We start from the raw sequence: 17101 nt of genomic DNA, 5'->3' as shown, positions 1-17101 counted from the left end.
CTCCTATACAATATTCTCATTCTCTAACTCTCTTAATTGTTCTTCCTCTAGGCCTAATAACTGAATATAAATCTCTTCATTATGCTTACCCATCCGTTCTGCACCCGCTTCCTTCACTTTCCCTGGAGTACGGCTCAATTTCGGCACAACGCCCGGCATCGGAAATTTACCAAGCTCCGGGTGCTCCACATTGATGATCATTTCTCTTTCTTTATAGTGAGGGTCCTCCAATATTTCCTTGGCTGTGTAGATCAAGCCGGATGGCACCCCTTTCTCTTCCAAGATCTGAAGGGCATCCTTTGCATTGAAGGACTTGGTCCATTCCTCGATGAATGAATCCAGGAGCTTCATGTTCTCCCCTCGGGCATGATGCGTTGCAAACCTCGGATCCTCACTCAATTCAGGTTGACCCATCGCCTCGCATAAACGTTTAAACACTCCATCGGCATTGGCTCCAATGACGATATAGGTCTTATCCAAGGTGAAATAAATATTAGACGGAGCAACACCCGGCAAAATATTCCCCATCCTCTCCCGGATATAACCTGCCAGCAAGTAATCAGGAATCAAGCTTTCCATTATGGAAAAGACAGATTCATAGAGAGCCGTATCGACCACCTGGCCCTTTCCTGATTTCGTTCTTTCATGGACCGCCACGAGACATCCGATGGTGGCAAACAGAGCCGTAAGCGTATCCCCGACAGAGACCCCGATTCTAGATGGCGGTCGGTCTTTGAAACCTGTTACATTCCGCAAACCTCCCATTGCTTCCCCGACACTTCCGAACCCTGCCCGGTCCTTGTAAGGGCCGGTCTGTCCGAATCCGGACGTTCTGACCATGATCAATTTAGGATTGATTTCAGATAAGATTTCATATGAAAGATTCCATTTTTCCATCGTTCCCGGCCTGAAATTCTCAATGACGATGTCTGCCTGTTTAACAAGCTCCTTCAGCAGATTCTGACCCTTTTCTTCTCGCAGATTCAGGGTCACCGATTTTTTATTCCTGGACTGGATCGGCCACCAGAGACCGATTCCATCTTTCGATTTCCCCCAATTCCTCATCGGATCGGCTTTCCCTGGTGGTTCCACTTTGATGACTTCAGCGCCAAAGTCAGCAAGCAGCCGTCCACTGAAAGGTCCTGCCAGCAATGTTCCAAGCTCTATGACTCGTAAACCCTCTAAGGGTAGCGTATGTTCTGTCAATTCCATCCCTCCTGTTTGAATTTTCTTAATCTTGTATACAAATTTAAACTCTTGTATACAATAAGTCAATAATATATTTAAAAAACCTTAAATAAATCGCTTACAAAGGAAAAATATTGTATTTTGTTTATAGTTTGTATACAATTGACGTGAGGTGTTGTTATGGATGCATACGAGTACATCAAAGGGGCTATTATCGACGGGAAATTCGAACCTGGCATGAGATTAGGGGAAGAATTCCTCGCTAAGAAACTGAACTTGAGTAGAACCCCCATCCGGGAGGCCATTAAGCATCTGGAAGCAGATGGTCTGGTCGTACCGTTGAAACGGGGAGTCGGAGTAAGGAATTTCACAACGGAAGATATCCGGCAAATTTACGATCTACGTACCATTCTGGAGGGGTATGCAGCAAGTCAAGCAGCCATCTACAGGACCGAGGCAGACATTGAGCAGATGGAAGCAGCGAACATTGTTTATGAACAAGTCATCGATGATCATGTGCAGTCAGATATGGATAGCATTAAAGAAATTGTGGCCGTCAATCAACGATTCCACGAAGTGATCATCCAAGCAGCGAATAATGCTCATATCCATTTCCATTTATCGAAAGTCGTCGTGGTCCCCATTGTGTACAGATCATTTTATTGGTATAACGACTACCAGCTTAAACAATCATTGGAAGTCCACAAAACGATTCTGCAAGCCATCAGGAACAAGGAACCAGAGCGGGCGAAAATCGCTATGCATGAGCATATTTATCAAGGTCGTGATCATGTGTTAAAGCATTTGGAAGATATTAAAAATAGTTGATTAATAGGAGGAAGAGAAATGATTGAGATTTGTGAGGTCGGTCCACGGGATGGTTTGCAAAATGAGTGTAAACTGGTTACGACAAAAGATAAAGTAGAACTGATTAATCGATTGATTGAAGCCGGAATAACATACATTGAAGCCGTTTCATTTGTGAATCCAAAAGTCGTTCCTCAAATGGCTGACGCGGAAGAAGTTCTTCTCCAGCTCCCCAAGGATAAGGGTGTTCGATATGGCGGCCTCGTCCTGAGTCGATCAGGACTCAATCGTGCTCTTCAAACGGATATCGATTATTTACACGTCGTCACCACGACAAGCGACACATTCAATCTGAGAAATGCGAAACGAACGGTTAATCAGGCAGTATCTGAATTAACTGACGTCATCAAAGAAGGTATTCACTCTAATAAAAGAGCAGCCGGTGTCTTAGGGACAGTATTTGGTTGTCCTTTCGAAGGGAAAGTGTCTCTCGACAAAGTACTATTTGTAGCAGAAGAATTCTTAAGAGCCGGTTGTACAGAGCTTACCCTCGCAGATACAACAGGCATGGCAAACCCAAACCAGGTACAGACTGTCGTTCAGGCATGTAAAGATCGATTCGATAAAGATCTATCTTTAGGCCTTCACTTTCATAATACGCGGGGACTCGGATTAGCTAATACCCTTGCAGGCTATCAAGCCGGCGTTCGACGATTTGATTCTTCTATTGCCGGAATGGGAGGCTGCCCATTCGCACCTAAAGCTGTCGGCAACGTGTGTACGGAAGATATGGTCAATATGTTTCATGGCATGAATATTGAAACGAACACCGATCTCAAAAAACTTCTGGAAACATCCAAATGGTTAGAAAACATCATGGGACGCCCACTGGACGGAATGTTAATGAAGGCAGGAATCTCTTAACTGTTAATAGAAGCACGGGGAAGGTGCCCGTGCTTCCTTTTCACCGGAACTGTTCCCGCCGTTTCATCCAACTCCCTAACAATCTATCCACCACACCAACTATCACCGCAAACGGCACTTCATACCCCGTTAAAAGCCCTGCTTCTTTTCCCCGAAAATAACGTTTCTCCCTCCTTACGCCTAGATCGGTCGCAACCCCCATATACCTTCAAACCCTCACTCTGAAACTCCGCACTGTTCACCTTCGCATACTCGGTCACCAACATCCCAATTCCTCCCCTTTTTCTTCATTCAATCCTGAACTAAGGGACCTGTCCCCATGGCTCTCCCCATCCCCAACAAAAGAACTGTTTTTTCCAGAACATATCTCTAACATTTTAGGAAAATTCTTCTACAATCCTATTGAAAATGTTTCGTAAACCGAAGAAAAGTAGATCGTACAACCTAGCTTACAGACTCTTTGATAGAAAAAGAAATGAACCACTCCTAAACTACTATTCAGAATTTTTTGACTTATTTTGTCGTTCTACTCTATCATTTAATTGAGAAGAAAAGGAGGAAAACCACTATGAAAAGATTGTTAACGAAACGTTCTTTACCGGTTCTAATAGCCGCCACTTTTTTAGTTGCGCCTTCTGTACAGGCGGAAACCCCTTACTATGGGAAGACATACAGTCAGCCTGATCAGGTAAGGCACCTCTATCCAGAACTGCCAATAACGGATAACACACCTGCCTTTTCTAGAGAAGGCGAAGCTTTTACTTCTCAGGAAGAAATGCTCTCCTACATACAACAGCTTGAAGGCAAAAGTCCTTATCTGACCGTCAAATCTATCGGAACATCCCAGGAAGGACGAGACATCCCAGCCCTTTATTTCACCAAAGATAAACGAATCGATACAGGTCTTCTATCAAAAAAGCCGATTGTTTGGGTCCAAAGCCAGATTCATGGCAACGAGCCTGCCAGCGGTGAAGCCATCCTTGCTATAGCGAATCGTCTGACGGGTGAACTAGGGGAGGAAGTCCTCGATGACATCAATGTGATCGTCATTCCAAGAATTAATCCAGACGGCTCCTACGCCTTTATTAGACAGCTTGCCAATGGGCTGGATGGAAACCGCGATCATATTAAACTCGAAACACCTGAGGTACAGGCGGTTCATAAAGAATTCAACAAGTACTCACCAGAAGTCGTCATTGATGCCCACGAGTATTCAGTGTACAGCAGTGCCTTTCGTCAAGTAGGCGAGGAAGGAGCTTTAAAATTTCATGATATCCTCATCCAATCCGGACGCAATTTGAACATTCCTGAAAGAATTCGAACCATGTCGAATCGCCTATTTCAAGAACCTGTTCTAGCAGACTTGGAATCTAAAGGAATTTCAGGAGAAACCTATTATACGGCCGGTTTAGATGATCAGGGTGAAATCGAAATCGTCGAAGGCTCAACCGAACCAAGGATAGGACGCAATTCATTTGGGCTTGCTCCATCTTTCTCCTTTCTGGTAGAAAGCCGCGGGATCGGGATTGGCCGGGAAGACTTTGCCCGACGAGTGAATGCACAAATTGCTACACATGAGAAAATACTTACGCAAACTGCCGACCATGCAAGACAAATCAAACACCTGGTAGCATCCGAAAGACTGAATCTAGTAAAAAAAGGTTTGCTTCCAAATGACAATGATCCTATCATCATCGATAGTGAAAACAAAGAGCTTGCCGATCAAACCCTTGAAATGGTAGACATCGCCTCAGGTACGGTGCAGGACATTCCGGTCAACTATTTCAGCGCGACTGATGCAGAACCAACATTAGTAAGAGAAAGACCGACTGCCTATGTGCTTATGCCCGGTCAGGAGGAAATAGCTGAAAAACTCAAAAACCAGGGATTAAAAGGCTTTACGTTGCCTAAGGATGTAAAACTGCCTGCCGAGTCCTTTACCGTCACGAAAAAGGACAATATTGGAGAATACGAAGACAGACAGCTTGTTGACGTGGAAACAAAGGTATCAAAAGAGAAAGTGACTTTCCCGAAAGGCAGCTATGTATTCTTGACGGCACAGCCTCAGACAAATCTATTATCTTTATCACTTGAGCCAGAATCAGTCGACAGTTATGTAAGCTTTAACTATGTCCCTTCTGAAGTTGGCCAGGAATTACCGATTTACAGGTTTACGATTGATCCAAAGAAATCAGAGATGAAGAAGTTTATGAATAGGTAATTTCCTGCAGCTCTGTGGGAAGCACGGGGACGGTTCTCTTGCTTCCCTTTCGTCAAGACGAAGCAGCAGAACCGCACCCACGCTTCCATGAATCGTAATACTTACTTCTTCCTATTACGGACATGCCTTGGACACAAGAAAGGCCGTCGATATTTTCTCGACGGCCTTTTCATTATCTACATTCCGGTCAATTCGCATTCTTTAGATTTACAATAAGTCGTTCAATAAATCACCCAATACTCCATCTTCCTCTTCATCATACTCGTCGTCGGAGGAATCGAGAAGGTTATCCAGTTCTATATCCGCATTCACATCCAGGTTTAATTGAGCACGATCTTCTTCACTCCATCCAGAATGCTCTGCCCATTCCTGCATTTCCGCTTCTGTCATGCCTTGGGATTCTGCCCACATTTGGAGATCTTCCGCATGCCAATCATGTTGTGTGGCCATTGCTTCAAATTCCTGGCTTGACATCAATTCACCGTCTTCAAGCTGTGCATTGAGTGTAGTGGTTAAATCTGCATTTACTTCTTCTCCACTTGAAGCAAATGCTGCGCCCCCTGCACCAAACGCTAGTCCGATTGCCAATCCTGTGCTTGTGATTTTCTTTAACATGTTTCATCTCTCCTTTTGTTTTTATCGTCTTACACTCCTATAAATTCCACGTGTGGAGGAAGATAAACGGAGCTTTTTTCTGTTTAAAATGGTTGTAAACAGACTGACATTTGAGATGAAAAATGTTTCAAAAACCACATGATTTTACTTTTAAATCTAACGAAAGAAAATGAAATTTGGATCATTTCATTTTCTTTAAATTTCTTTTTTTACTAATTTTCCAATGTAATATTTATTACGTCCAAAGATTGCTCCAGCAGATTACTAGATACTAAAGAAAATATAGGCTCTCTGAATGAAGAAAAAAGGGTCAGACCCCCACCATGCTAAAGCTCTAGCACGACGGGGGTCTGACCCCTTTATTAGCCCTTCACACCTTTATCTTCCGCCCCTTCCACTTCACAGAATGAAAAATATTCACCCGGATGAAAGAATAAAGGAAAATCACTGCAAAGAATAAAAAAAGCAGCGGATAAAAAGGGAAATACCCCCACCTAAAATTCCCAACCCTGCGGGCAAACCATGCTGTTTGAACGGCATAGAGGATATACAATACCCCATAGACGATCATAGCAACAGTACTTCCCTCTATCATAGAAGAGATCAATGAAGACGCGCTCGTTAAACTTCCCGTAATCCAGAGAATGACCATCAACATAACGACGGGATGAGTGGACTTGGAACCGACGGCAAAACTTTTGCACCAGCCTTCGATAAGGCTCCCCATGCCTTCCGGATACATGCGAAACGAAATGATCCCTCTGCCGCCCAGGCAGCGAACGGGAAGGTTCTGATCAAGAAAGGCCTCTCCCAGTGCCAGATCATCCATGATGGCACCCTCGATTTTTTCATGCCCTCCAGATAAAAAGTAATCGTCTCGATTACATAGAATACATGGACCGAACGAGCCGGCTGCCTTGAACCGTGATCCCCAGACGGTAAATAGATTCATGCCCACCACGACGATGATGTTAAAGACAATGGAAAGATGCTCATACACACGCTCCACTGTGTGATAGGGCTGCAAGGCGAGGATACCCCTGGCTCCTTTCCTCTCGTAGAAATGCAAAAGATTACGTAATCCATCCACACCGGTGAATCGGGTATCGGCATCCAGGAACAGCAGCCAGCTCCCTTTCGCCTCCTTGGCACCGCGCCAGCAGGCAGACGATTTTCCTGCCCCTTTATTCTGCAGGACCGTGACACCGTAGCTTTCTGCGACCTCAACGGTCCGGTCCGAAGAATCGTCATCCACCAACAAGACTTCAAATCCCTTGAATCGCTGTTCCTGTAATGACTTCAATAACGGGGAAATCCTGCCTTCTTCATTCCTGGCAGGGATAATGATGGACAGAAACGGCAACCCCGCCGTATTTCTCGAAGTGAATCTTGGAACCGGCAAGGACCAAAACATGATCATGCCAATGATAATCCCCCAAAAACCCAGGATGAGATTGATCGCTTCTGAAGCTGTCATTTAACCTGCCCCCTTCCTCTAGAACTCACCAACGTGACAATCCCCGTTTAATCTTTATGTAGCTGCACTTACAATAGTCTTCTTCATTTCTTCCCATGGCCAGACGTAATAGCCGATATACGCCCGCGATTGTACCGTTGAACCACGATAATTGGCAGGTTGAAGACAACGGCATACAGGACCATCACCCATCCTGCCCATACTGGATTCCATATGAAGAACAGCGGAGCAGGGAAAATGGAGAGCCAATGTGTTAATTCCGCGCGTTTCGTTTCCGCCGCAAATATGATCAAGTCCCTCGACTTCGTCCCATGCAGCCCCTTTTTGCTGTATCCCTTTTTGAAGAAAATCGTGCCGTCCAGAATCAAACCCTTCCACGCTTTCACCCGGAATAAACGCTGCCACAATGCTCCAGATTGTTCAAAAGGGAACGTCCGAAACCAGAAATGGTCTCTCAGAAACCAGGTCAAAGGCAGTTTCAAGCAAATGGCCGAGATGGCGAGATGAAAGAACGTCCAGGCAATCACATCAATGAGTATGATCCAATGGTCAGGCAGTGAGACGATCATGACATCCCCCCTTTTTTATCCAGAATCCCTCTCCATAATTTTCTCGCCCACAAGCTGGCCGCTTAAGGTAACCATCGGCATTCCGCCGCCGGGGTTCACCGTCCCCCCGACAAAGTAGAGGTTGTCGTAGCGTTCACTCTGCTTCGGATGCTTCAACCCTTTATTCTTCTTACTGTCTGATACGGTCCCATAAATCGCACCGCGGTCGGAGCCATACGTACGCCTGATATCTTCCGGTGTCCACATATCCCTCGTGACAATGTTCTCACGCAAGCCATCAAGACCCATCTTCTCCAACTTGATCAGGACCCGCTCAGCGAATTGTTCATAGTCCTCTTGCGTATACGGATTCTCATCCCGGATAAACGGAATATGAGGCAGCACCTTGATATTTTCATGCCCTGGAGGTGCCTGAGTCGGATCGGTCTTATTCACATTGACAAGATAAATGACCGGATCCTCCGGCAGTTCGTGACGGTGGAAGATCGATTCCATTTGCTCCTTCATATTCTCTGCGAAAAAGAAATTATGATGACGCAGCTGCGGATAACTCTTCTTCACACCGAGATGCATGACGAGACCGGAACTCGCCGGTTCGAATTTCGTTTTTAATTTTTCAATATAATCGCTGTCTTCCTCCAGTAATCGCTCGTATACCGGGATGACTTCCATATTGGAGACATAATGATCGGCTGTCACCCGTGTCCCGTCTTCCAATACGGCTCCTGTGATGTCGCCATCCTTCTTTTCAAGCTTGACGATCCGCTGTCCAAGATGGAAGGTCACCCCCACTTCTTCCGCCAGCTTCACAAGGGCGTCCGCGAGCTTGTGCAAACCGCCGGGAACGTACCATGCTCCCTGGTCATGCTGCATATAGATCATCATATTCATCACGGCCGGCGCATCGTAAGGGGACGAACCCACATATTTGATAAAATAAGAGAGCATATCGCGAAACTGCTCATGACTAATCCGCTTATCGAGGGATTTATGCACTGTGGACATGAGGTCAATGTTCTTCAAGACACTGAACAGTCCCGCCTGCTTGACGATTCCTTTTGCCGTATCCGCACCTTTAAATAAGGTTTTATCCGTCATATCGTAATGAGTCTTCGAATGCTCCAGCAGACGTTGATATTCACGAATGTCCTTTTCACTGAGAGAGGCATTCTTCTCCCGCATGTCGTTCATATCTTCATACAAGTCGATGACATTTCCATCGGGGAAGAAGGAACGCCACTGATGATCCAGTCTTTCAATCTGCACATAGTCCTTCATCGATTTCCCACTCGCCGCAAACAATTTTTCAAAGATCTGCGGCATCGTCAAAATGGACGGGCCAAGATCAAACCCAAAGCCGTCTTGTTCCAGCCGGTTCAGCTTCCCTCCAATATGATTATTTTTTTCATATAAGGAGACATCGTATCCCGCCTGTGCGAGTGTAATGGCAGCCGACACCCCGCCGAGTCCGCCTCCAATGATCAGTACCGTTTTATTTTTCAATGGTTATTGTTCCTCCTGTTCGGAAATCTTGTTTGGGGTATGTATTTTTTTAAAAAACCATTCATCATCCGCCTGTCCTTGTGCCAGTTCCATATCGAGCTTTTCTGTACCCCTCTCTGGATCATGGAACTAGACACGGTTTGGCGTGCTTTTTCCAATACATCAAGTCTGTATCTTCAACACTCATCTTATACCCTAACTGCCTCTAAGAAAAAACTTGAATGTGTTTGGGTCATGGTTCAATTTGGAGGGGCTTCAGCCACAGCTTTGATTTTGCCTTCGGTCAATGGCCAGGCCTCTTCTGCTCTTTCTTTTGGTCCCAGATGGGTAAACGCATGAGAACAGCCCCTGAATATCGCCTCTTGAACGTTCACCCCTGCTGCTTTTAATTTCTCTGCATAACATTCGGCATCCGGCCTGAATGCATCGGACTCAGCTATGAGAATCAGGGCTGAGGCTAAGCGGCCGCTAACTTCCGCACGGACAGGGGAAGCGAGAAGATGACCCGCTTGTCCCTTCCCTGGGACGTATAAACCGGGGATGATCCTTATTCTACTTTTCTGGTGAACTGGGGCGTTTAGTGGAGCTTCTTATTGGGGAGTTTTTTTCCCTTGTATAAGAAGAAAAGTAGAGTGGGAACCGTCCCCACTCTACCCTCATTTTTGGACTTTTGCACTATATCTTTATTCTTCTTATGTTACAATAAAATGGAAATAAAAGGGGGGGTGAATACATGATTACTGGAAACAGGATAAAAATCACTAGAGTTAATATGGGGGTTTCAACGGAAGACGTGTGTAAGGGGATACTTTCCAGATCTCATTTGTAAAATATTGAAAAAGGAAGGTACTATCCAGAAGTAATATTATGGGTAGTAGTTCTAATACAGTCCGTGGTTATTTTCCTACTATGTAAAGTAGTTGCTGATTTTTTAAACCGATATAGGATAGAAATACATAAAAACATTGGCACTGAATCAAACAATACCGTGGATGAAAGCAGTCACGGTGGCTAGTAAAAGGATGGGTGATCGAGGATGAGAACGTTAGCACGTATACTATCTATTATTATATGTATTCTATGCCTCGGAGCTTTCATCAGTCTCTTTCAGGGAAAAATCAATCTCAGCTTCTCATCTTTCTGGCAAAACTTCACACATCTAGTATATACGCTCACACACCCTGACACGATGACCTTCCAGACCGAGTCGTTCACCCATGAAACGAAGTATGATGTTTTTCCAGATTTCTTCGGTTTTTACTTTTATACGTTGACGATATTGTTTCTGGGCTTTCTCCTATCCCTAGGGTTCGCAATTCTTTGGATTCTGATTACGTTTCAGCTTTCTTTGAAGAAGAGGCTGCTATTGATCAGAAGCTCTACCCTTCTGGAATCGGTCCCCGATGTCTTTGTCATTGTCCTGGCGCAGCTCTTCTTCGTGTACTTATTTAAAAAAACCGGGATATTGGTTTTCGAGGTGGTAGGTGGATCAGAACGACCCTACGCCCTTCCACTTCTCACCTATAGTATCCTTCCGACGATTTTCCTTTACCGAACGTTGATACTCATATTCGAAGATGAATTGATGAAGCCGTATGTGGAGCTCGCTACAGGGAAGGGATTGACGGGTTTTCATGTATTAATGAGGCATGTTTTCCGTAATAGCTTAGTGAGTTTGATTAATCATTCCAAGATGATTATTTCGTTTATGTTTTCCAATCTGATTATGCTCGAGATCCTCTTTAATACATACGGACTCACCTGGTTCGTTATCAATCATCCGGCCTATGAGATTGCCACCATAAGCGTCATCTTGATGTTTATCCCGCTTTTTCTGCTGGAGGAAGTGGTTAAGAAGCTAAAAACGAAGTATGTAGGAGGGGAATAGAATGATCCGTGTTTTGAGAAATAAGTCATTTATGACCGGCTTTCTATTTGTCTTTCTCACGCTCATGGGAAGCTTAATGTATGGGTGGTTCTTCGATAATTATATCCCGGTAGCAGAGCTTCGCTTTACAGAAGATGGGGTGAAGAGCCCACCCTATTCCCCCTGGGAATATCCTCCTTTCGGGACCAACAACCTGGCACAAAGCATGTTTCATATCCTCCTCATCGGAGCAAAATATACCCTTGGCGTCGCATTACTGATAGCAGGGTTGCGCTTCATGTTGTCTTTTGTATGGGGAACGATTTCTGAGCTTTATGCCCCTAAGCTGAATCAATGGAGCCGCCCGTTTCTTGAAGCATTCTACTACTATCCGGTCACCCTCATCGCCTATTTAATGCTATATTGGGTTCTGTTTGCCGACGGTCAGTTTAACGGGGTCGACAGTGAGTTCACCTATGGTTTTGGAGCAAGGGTGATCATTGAAGTCATAGTGTTAACATTAGCTGCCGTTCCCATCACCTCACTGACGATTTCCAAAGAGGTCAATCAGATTCTTCGAAAAGAGTTTATGGAAAGTGTGCGAATCCTCGGCGGGAACCGCAGGCATGTTCTCATGAAACATATTTTACCTTTTTTGAAACCCCAGCTCGTAATCATTTTTTTGCGGGAGATGATTCAGGTGCTGATTCTTCTCGCTCACTTAGGAATTCTTGGCATCTTCTTCGGAGGGGGAGCCATGAAAGAAGACCTATTTAGAAATCTGGTCTATGTCTCCCTTTCCAATGAGTGGTCGGGGATTATCGGTAATAATTTCCGCTTTTTATTTACGACCTATTGGTGGATTGCGATCTCCCCGATTTTCTTACTAACATTGACTGTCTTGGCTTTTAAGTTAATGTTGGAAGGGTATCAAAACATGCAATCGGCGCCTCCTAAAAAGAGTCCGATAGCAGAACCAAAAGAAGAATGCCAGGTTAAAGAAGAGGAACGGTTTGATCGGGTAAAGAGATCTATGGGTTGAATAGAGCTTTACTTCTTACTAAATACTCGTTTACATTATACAGTCGGCTGAACTTTCGGTTAAGTCTAGAATATATATTTTTGAATAATCCAGGGGGGCAGGTACCTCGAAAAAAAAAAAAAAATCAGCGTATGTTAGCCCACAAATAAAAAGAGCTTCACTTCCAAAATAATGGGATGAAGCTCTTTTTTATCCCTGCCGCAACTCCTTTCGTATCGGCAAAAACCTATCCAATGTGAAGCACAGTGACGGTTCTCACGCTTCCTTTACTCATCTACCAGAAACACCCATCACCCCACACTCCCCACCCAACTCCCCCCACTAACCCTCTCCCTCCCAATCAATCCCCCATCTTCCACCACACCCAGCATATCCATCATCACCGCAAACGGCACTTCATACCCCGACAAAACCCCAGCCTCCTGACACCCCTCCCACATCTCCCGATAACTAATAAACGCATACCCATCCTCACGCCTCTCCCGCTCGACACCCAACAGCCCCGCCAACACCCCATACACCTTCAAACTATCAATCTGAAACTCCGACACGTTCTTCGCATACTCCGTCACCAACATCCCAATCCCTCCTCTTTTCATCATCTTATCCTTAGCCAAAGGGCCTGTCCCCTTGGCTAACTTCGCTTTTCACATTACAATAAACACAGTTACCATAAATACATACATGAAATTTGGAGGGATCACTTGAAAAGATCACTTGCTATTTTACTATGTTGTACGCTCCCTTTTTTACTACTCGGCTGTATAGGTGGGCAACCCGATGCAGAGATTTCTAATCATGATTTATCAGTAAAGCATTGGAGTAAATTAGATCAAAAAAGAAAAAGTGCAATTGTTATAGAAATTTTTGAAGAAGAGAGAATCTACATGAGTACAGAAAACTATCAAGATAACAAATCATCGATTATCTCACTATTTGATAAAGCATTAGAAAAAACTCCTTACCAGGAAAACAATTTAAAAAAATCTATGAAAGAGTTTTATAACGATAGAAAAATAACTGAAGATGTTAATTGACGTTTCATATACTCCACAATATTAGAACCCTCCGTTACCAAGGAACCTGTCCCCCCGGCTCCCTAAAACCGAAGCAACAGAACCGCCACTTTGCTTTCAAAAAAGAAAACGGCGTGGACCAACAAAAGGTCAACACCGTTTTTATGCCCGAACACCCGGAAACTCGATAACAAATTCCGTCCCCACCCCTTCCTCACTTTCCACACTGATCTTCCCCTTAAAGGAATGGATGATTTGATAGCTGACCATCATCCCAAGGCCTGTCCCTTTTTCCTTCAGAGAATAATAAGGAGATCCCAGGCGCTGGACCTGTTTTGGATTCATACCGATTCCCTGGTCCTTGACCGTAAGCCTGATGTGTCCATCGGCGGTCTGATGGCACGAAAGCGACACGGTACCGCCATTCGGCATGGACTCCACTGCATTTTTCAAAATATTGAGCAGGGATTGGTTCAGCTTCTGGGGATCTGCTCTCATCCAGCAGTGATCCTGGATGTCGGTTTGAAATTCAACCTGCTGGTTCACATTAAAGGTTTGAATCAGCGATGCTGTACGTTTTAGCTGTTCACTGACATTGATGGTTCCATATGTACTGTTGGAGGGTTTGCCTAAAGCGAGAAAGTCGTGGATGATTTCATTGGCCCTATCTAATTCTTCAATCGACAACTTGATGTATTCTTTTTGGCGAAAAGGGAGATCGGGTTCATCGAGGAGTTGAAGAAATCCCCTGCTCACCTGCAAAGGGTTGCGGATTTCATGGGCAAACACACCGGTGAGTTCACTGATCGCCTTGAACCTTTCCGAGTCCTGGACCTCCAGCCTGAGCTGATGGATCTCACGAATTTTCTCGATCAGCACAGTACAGAACCACGTGACGGCAATCGTAAAAAGCAGATGAATACCCTGAACTTTCAACACAGGGATGGAGAATCCATTCATGCCCGCAAATACCAACATGCCGCAGACACAGTACAGGAACGATAATCCCGTTGCAATGATGATCCTTCGATCCCTATTCACACGTAAAAATAATCGCTGAACGTAAAAAATGACAGGGAGCATAATGATGAGCACAACGATTGTCGTCACGACCCCCATGCTGATCCCGAAAGACAGGCGATATAGAATGATTAAGGCTGACAGAAACACGCCAGACCGAACTCCGAGGTATAACGTCCCGAATAGCAGAGGGATAAACCGGATATCGAGGCGTGCCCCCCCAGCGTATTCCACGGGAAAGGACATGCACAATAGGATGGACACTCCCCATAAAATGGTCATGAACATCTTGATCGACCGGTCCTCTTTCACCTTCTCCAGAATAAACGTAAAGTAACTGAAGATCGGAATAACCATTAATGTAAATTGCAGCAGGAAATCTTTCACTATACTCATCCGGGCACCATTCGCCTTCTGTTCTAGGTATCTTCTATTTTATCAAAATTCAGAAAGTTTTGGTACTTCGACCTTTTTATTATAAAAAAACCGTGGTTCCTGTCCTCGTGGCTTTCTATCAAAAGAAAAAAGTAGAGTGGTTTCAGTCCTCACTCTACCCACTCCAGAAACGGGATTGTAATAGATGAAACAATTTCATGAACGTTTCAGCATATCCCTTGGGTTCTTGTTATTCCTTTGTTTTAATTGTAATAAGTCAGAAATACAATGGTGATAAAAATGAGAAAGAGATTCAAAAAACGACGCATGAACAGGAAAGTCTATCCTAAGCGGATGAAGATTCTATTTGTGACGGTTTTTTTCTTATTCAGCATGTTGATTGTAAAACTGGGCATGGTCCAGATTGTGAATGGACAGTCTTATGAAAAAGTAGTAGAGAAAAAGGAAAGTCTGACAGTGAATTCACCCGTGCCACGAGGGGAAATATATGACCGAAACGGGAAGTTGATTGTCGGCAATAAGCCACAGCGGGCCATCACCTATACCCGGACATCAGATACGAGTCAAGAAGAATTACGGAAGGTTTCAAAGAAGTTGGCCGATATGATCGAAGTGAACATCGAGTCACTTACAGAAAGAGATAAAAAGGATTTCTGGATCTGGATGAATCCCTCGGAAGCCGACAAGAAAGTGTCCGCTTCCGAAGTGGACCGCATCCAAAACGAGAAGGGTCTTTCTACCAAAGAAGCCGACCAGAAGATTTATCAATTAAAGCTGAATCGAATCAGCGAAAGGGAATGGGCCTCTTTTACGAGAGAAGAATATGAGATGCTGGCCATCTATCAAAACATTTCCAAAGGGTATGCCCTCTCCCCTCAAATCGTTAAAAACAAGGGGGTCTCCATCACCGAATATGCACAAGTGAGTGCCCACCTCGACGAACTGCCGGGTGTGAACGTCACAACGGATTGGACAAGGTCTTATCCACTTGACCACACTCTCCGCTCTGTGCTTGGAGATGTGTCTTCAACCAGGGAAGGGATTCCTAAAGATCTCCTCCAAAAATATCTGGCGGAGGGTTATGACAGAAATGACCGCGTGGGTACCAGCTACTTGGAATTAAAGTATGAAGACCTCTTAAATGGACAAAAAAAGAAAGTCAAAAACATCATAAAAGACGGGCAAGTCATTGGGACAAAGGTCATCCAAAAGGGACACAGCGGGAAAGACCTTGTGTTAAGCATTGATGTCGAATTGCAAAAAGAGATCGAGAAGATCATACAGGAAGAGCTTTCAAAACATATCGGTACGAAGGGTTCTCCTTATCTGGATCGGGCATTCGTGGTCATGATGGATCCGTACACAGGGGAAATCGAAGCCATGGTCGGCCAGAAAGTGAAGGAAATCCTTCCGAATGGGGAAGTCGAATTCCAGGATTATTCCTTGGGGACCTACACGACTTCCTATGAATCCGGATCCGTTGTGAAAGGTGCCACCCTCTTAACCGGTTATATGACCAATCAAATCAAGCCGGGGGAAAGGATTGTGGATGAACCCCTTTATATTAAAGGAACACCGAAGAAGGCTTCCTGGTTCAATGAATGGGGGCAGCGTACACGCCCGATTTCTGATCTATTTGCACTTGAGAAATCCTCTAACTCCTATATGTGGAAAGTGGCACTCCGGATTGCAGGGAGCAGGTATGTTCCGGAAGCACCCATTCAAGTGAAGGGAGACGCCTTCCGGACATTCAGGGAGCATTTTGCCCAAATGGGACTGGGCGTGCCGACAGGGATCGACCTGCCCGGTGAATCACCGGGTTATCAGGGAACAGCGGAACACCCGGGACTGCTTCTCGACTTTGCCATCGGGCAATACGACACGTACACCCCCATGCAGCTGGCTCAGTACGTTTCAACCATCGCAAACGGCGGGGAGCGGATTCAGCCTCACCTGTTAAAAGGGGTGCGCGAACCTTCCAACCAGTCACCTTCATTAGGGAGTGTCGTGTATAAGAAGGAGCCAGAGGTGCTGAACCGCATAGACGCCTCACGAGACGAAATCCGTCAAGTACAAAAAGGCTTCTATAGGGTCTTTCACGGGAGAGAGGGTACGGCAAACCTCTTCAAAGATGCCTCCTACAATGCAGCCGGTAAGTCAGGAACGGCAGAGGCGTTTTACAAAGGTCCGGATATGAAGAAGGCACAACCGACCTACAACACCTCTCTGATCGGATACGCACCGTTTGACCAGCCTGAAATCGCCTTCGCAACCGTCGTTCCATGGTCTCACCAGAAACACGATCCCTATATCAATAAGACCATTTCCAAACGAGTGATGGACACATACTTTGAGTAAAAAAAGAATGAGGACTATTAATGGAAAAGGGGCTGTCCCCAAAGTAGCAACTGCTTACTTTAGGGACAGCCCCCTTAAGTCAGACATGATTTTTTCTT

At 45.0% G+C, this 17101-nt stretch carries 14 protein-coding genes and 1 pseudogene; 7 read left to right on the top strand and 8 right to left on the bottom strand.

The genetic code is table 11. The annotated features are described in order from the left end of the window. Positions 1-3: 3 nt before the first annotated feature. Complete coding sequence (locus ACQKFO_RS09450) at positions 4-1206, bottom strand: CaiB/BaiF CoA transferase family protein (RefSeq protein ID WP_427598258.1); 1203 nt, start codon at positions 1204-1206, stop codon at positions 4-6. 162 nt (positions 1207-1368) lie between these two features. Between ACQKFO_RS09450 and ACQKFO_RS09445 the strand changes: the two genes are divergently transcribed. The 3 genes from ACQKFO_RS09445 to ACQKFO_RS09435 all read left to right on the top strand — a co-directional run bounded on the left by ACQKFO_RS09445 (position 1369) and on the right by ACQKFO_RS09435 (position 5140). Then, complete coding sequence (locus tag ACQKFO_RS09445) at positions 1369-2016, top strand: GntR family transcriptional regulator (RefSeq protein WP_427598256.1); 648 nt, start codon at positions 1369-1371, stop codon at positions 2014-2016. A gap of 18 nt (positions 2017-2034) precedes the next feature. Continuing rightward, entirely contained in the window at positions 2035-2919 is an 885-nt protein-coding gene (locus ACQKFO_RS09440) for a hydroxymethylglutaryl-CoA lyase (protein WP_427598254.1), read from the top strand. A gap of 568 nt (positions 2920-3487) precedes the next feature. Then, positions 3488-5140 (top strand): M14 family metallopeptidase, encoded by a 1653-nt coding sequence (locus ACQKFO_RS09435; protein WP_427598252.1) that lies wholly within the window; start codon positions 3488-3490, stop codon positions 5138-5140. A gap of 207 nt (positions 5141-5347) precedes the next feature. On the opposite strand, the gene ACQKFO_RS09430 is transcribed toward ACQKFO_RS09435, so the two are convergent. The 5 genes and pseudogenes from ACQKFO_RS09430 to ACQKFO_RS09410 form a co-directional block, all read right to left on the bottom strand. Beyond that, a complete protein-coding gene (locus ACQKFO_RS09430) occupies positions 5348-5755 on the bottom strand; it encodes a hypothetical protein (protein WP_427598250.1) in 408 nt (135 codons plus the stop codon). A gap of 370 nt (positions 5756-6125) precedes the next feature. Then, on the bottom strand, positions 6126-7232 hold the full coding sequence (locus ACQKFO_RS09425; RefSeq protein WP_427598248.1) for a glycosyltransferase: 1107 nt from the start codon (positions 7230-7232) through the stop codon (positions 6126-6128). A gap of 83 nt (positions 7233-7315) precedes the next feature. Further along, entirely contained in the window at positions 7316-7801 is a 486-nt protein-coding gene (locus tag ACQKFO_RS09420; RefSeq protein ID WP_427598246.1) for a glycosyl-4,4'-diaponeurosporenoate acyltransferase, read from the bottom strand. Between the two features lie 15 nt (positions 7802-7816). Beyond that, on the bottom strand, positions 7817-9304 hold the full coding sequence (locus tag ACQKFO_RS09415) for a phytoene desaturase family protein (RefSeq protein ID WP_427598244.1): 1488 nt from the start codon (positions 9302-9304) through the stop codon (positions 7817-7819). Positions 9305-9543: 239 nt separating this feature from the next. Continuing rightward, a pseudogene (locus ACQKFO_RS09410) lies at positions 9544-9867 on the bottom strand (alpha/beta hydrolase fold domain-containing protein); the annotation flags it as partial. A gap of 473 nt (positions 9868-10340) precedes the next feature. On the opposite strand from ACQKFO_RS09410, the gene ACQKFO_RS09405 reads away from it, so the two are divergent. Together ACQKFO_RS09405 and ACQKFO_RS09400 are read left to right on the top strand one after the other, a co-directional pair. Beyond that, positions 10341-11192 carry an ABC transporter permease subunit gene (locus ACQKFO_RS09405; RefSeq protein ID WP_427598242.1) on the top strand — a complete coding sequence of 284 codons (852 nt, stop codon included), beginning with the start codon at positions 10341-10343 and terminating at the stop codon, positions 11190-11192. Between the two features lies 1 nt (position 11193). Beyond that, positions 11194-12213, top strand: coding sequence for an ABC transporter permease subunit (locus ACQKFO_RS09400; RefSeq protein WP_427598240.1), 1020 nt, complete (start codon positions 11194-11196; stop codon positions 12211-12213). 290 nt (positions 12214-12503) lie between these two features. On the opposite strand, the gene ACQKFO_RS09395 is transcribed toward ACQKFO_RS09400, so the two are convergent. After that, positions 12504-12830 (bottom strand): hypothetical protein, encoded by a 327-nt coding sequence (locus tag ACQKFO_RS09395; RefSeq protein ID WP_427598238.1) that lies wholly within the window; start codon positions 12828-12830, stop codon positions 12504-12506. Between the two features lie 87 nt (positions 12831-12917). Here ACQKFO_RS09395 and ACQKFO_RS09390 point away from each other — a divergent pair, with 87 nt between their 5' ends. Next, on the top strand, positions 12918-13250 hold the full coding sequence (locus ACQKFO_RS09390) for a hypothetical protein (RefSeq protein ID WP_427598236.1): 333 nt from the start codon (positions 12918-12920) through the stop codon (positions 13248-13250). 141 nt (positions 13251-13391) lie between these two features. Here ACQKFO_RS09390 and ACQKFO_RS09385 read toward each other — a convergent pair whose 3' ends face one another. After that, on the bottom strand, positions 13392-14645 hold the full coding sequence (locus ACQKFO_RS09385) for an ATP-binding protein (protein ID WP_427598234.1): 1254 nt from the start codon (positions 14643-14645) through the stop codon (positions 13392-13394). 279 nt (positions 14646-14924) lie between these two features. Between ACQKFO_RS09385 and ACQKFO_RS09380 the strand changes: the two genes are divergently transcribed. Then, on the top strand, positions 14925-17003 hold the full coding sequence (locus ACQKFO_RS09380) for a peptidoglycan D,D-transpeptidase FtsI family protein (RefSeq protein WP_427598232.1): 2079 nt from the start codon (positions 14925-14927) through the stop codon (positions 17001-17003). The last annotated feature ends 98 nt before the right edge of the window (positions 17004-17101 follow it).

Source organism: Rossellomorea sp. NPDC071047, assembly GCF_050270195.1.
Classification (GTDB): Bacteria; Bacillota; Bacilli; order Bacillales; family Bacillaceae_B; genus Rossellomorea.
The sequence above is the reverse complement of the archived record's forward strand: the minus strand, read 5'-3'. Positions and strand labels throughout refer to the sequence as shown.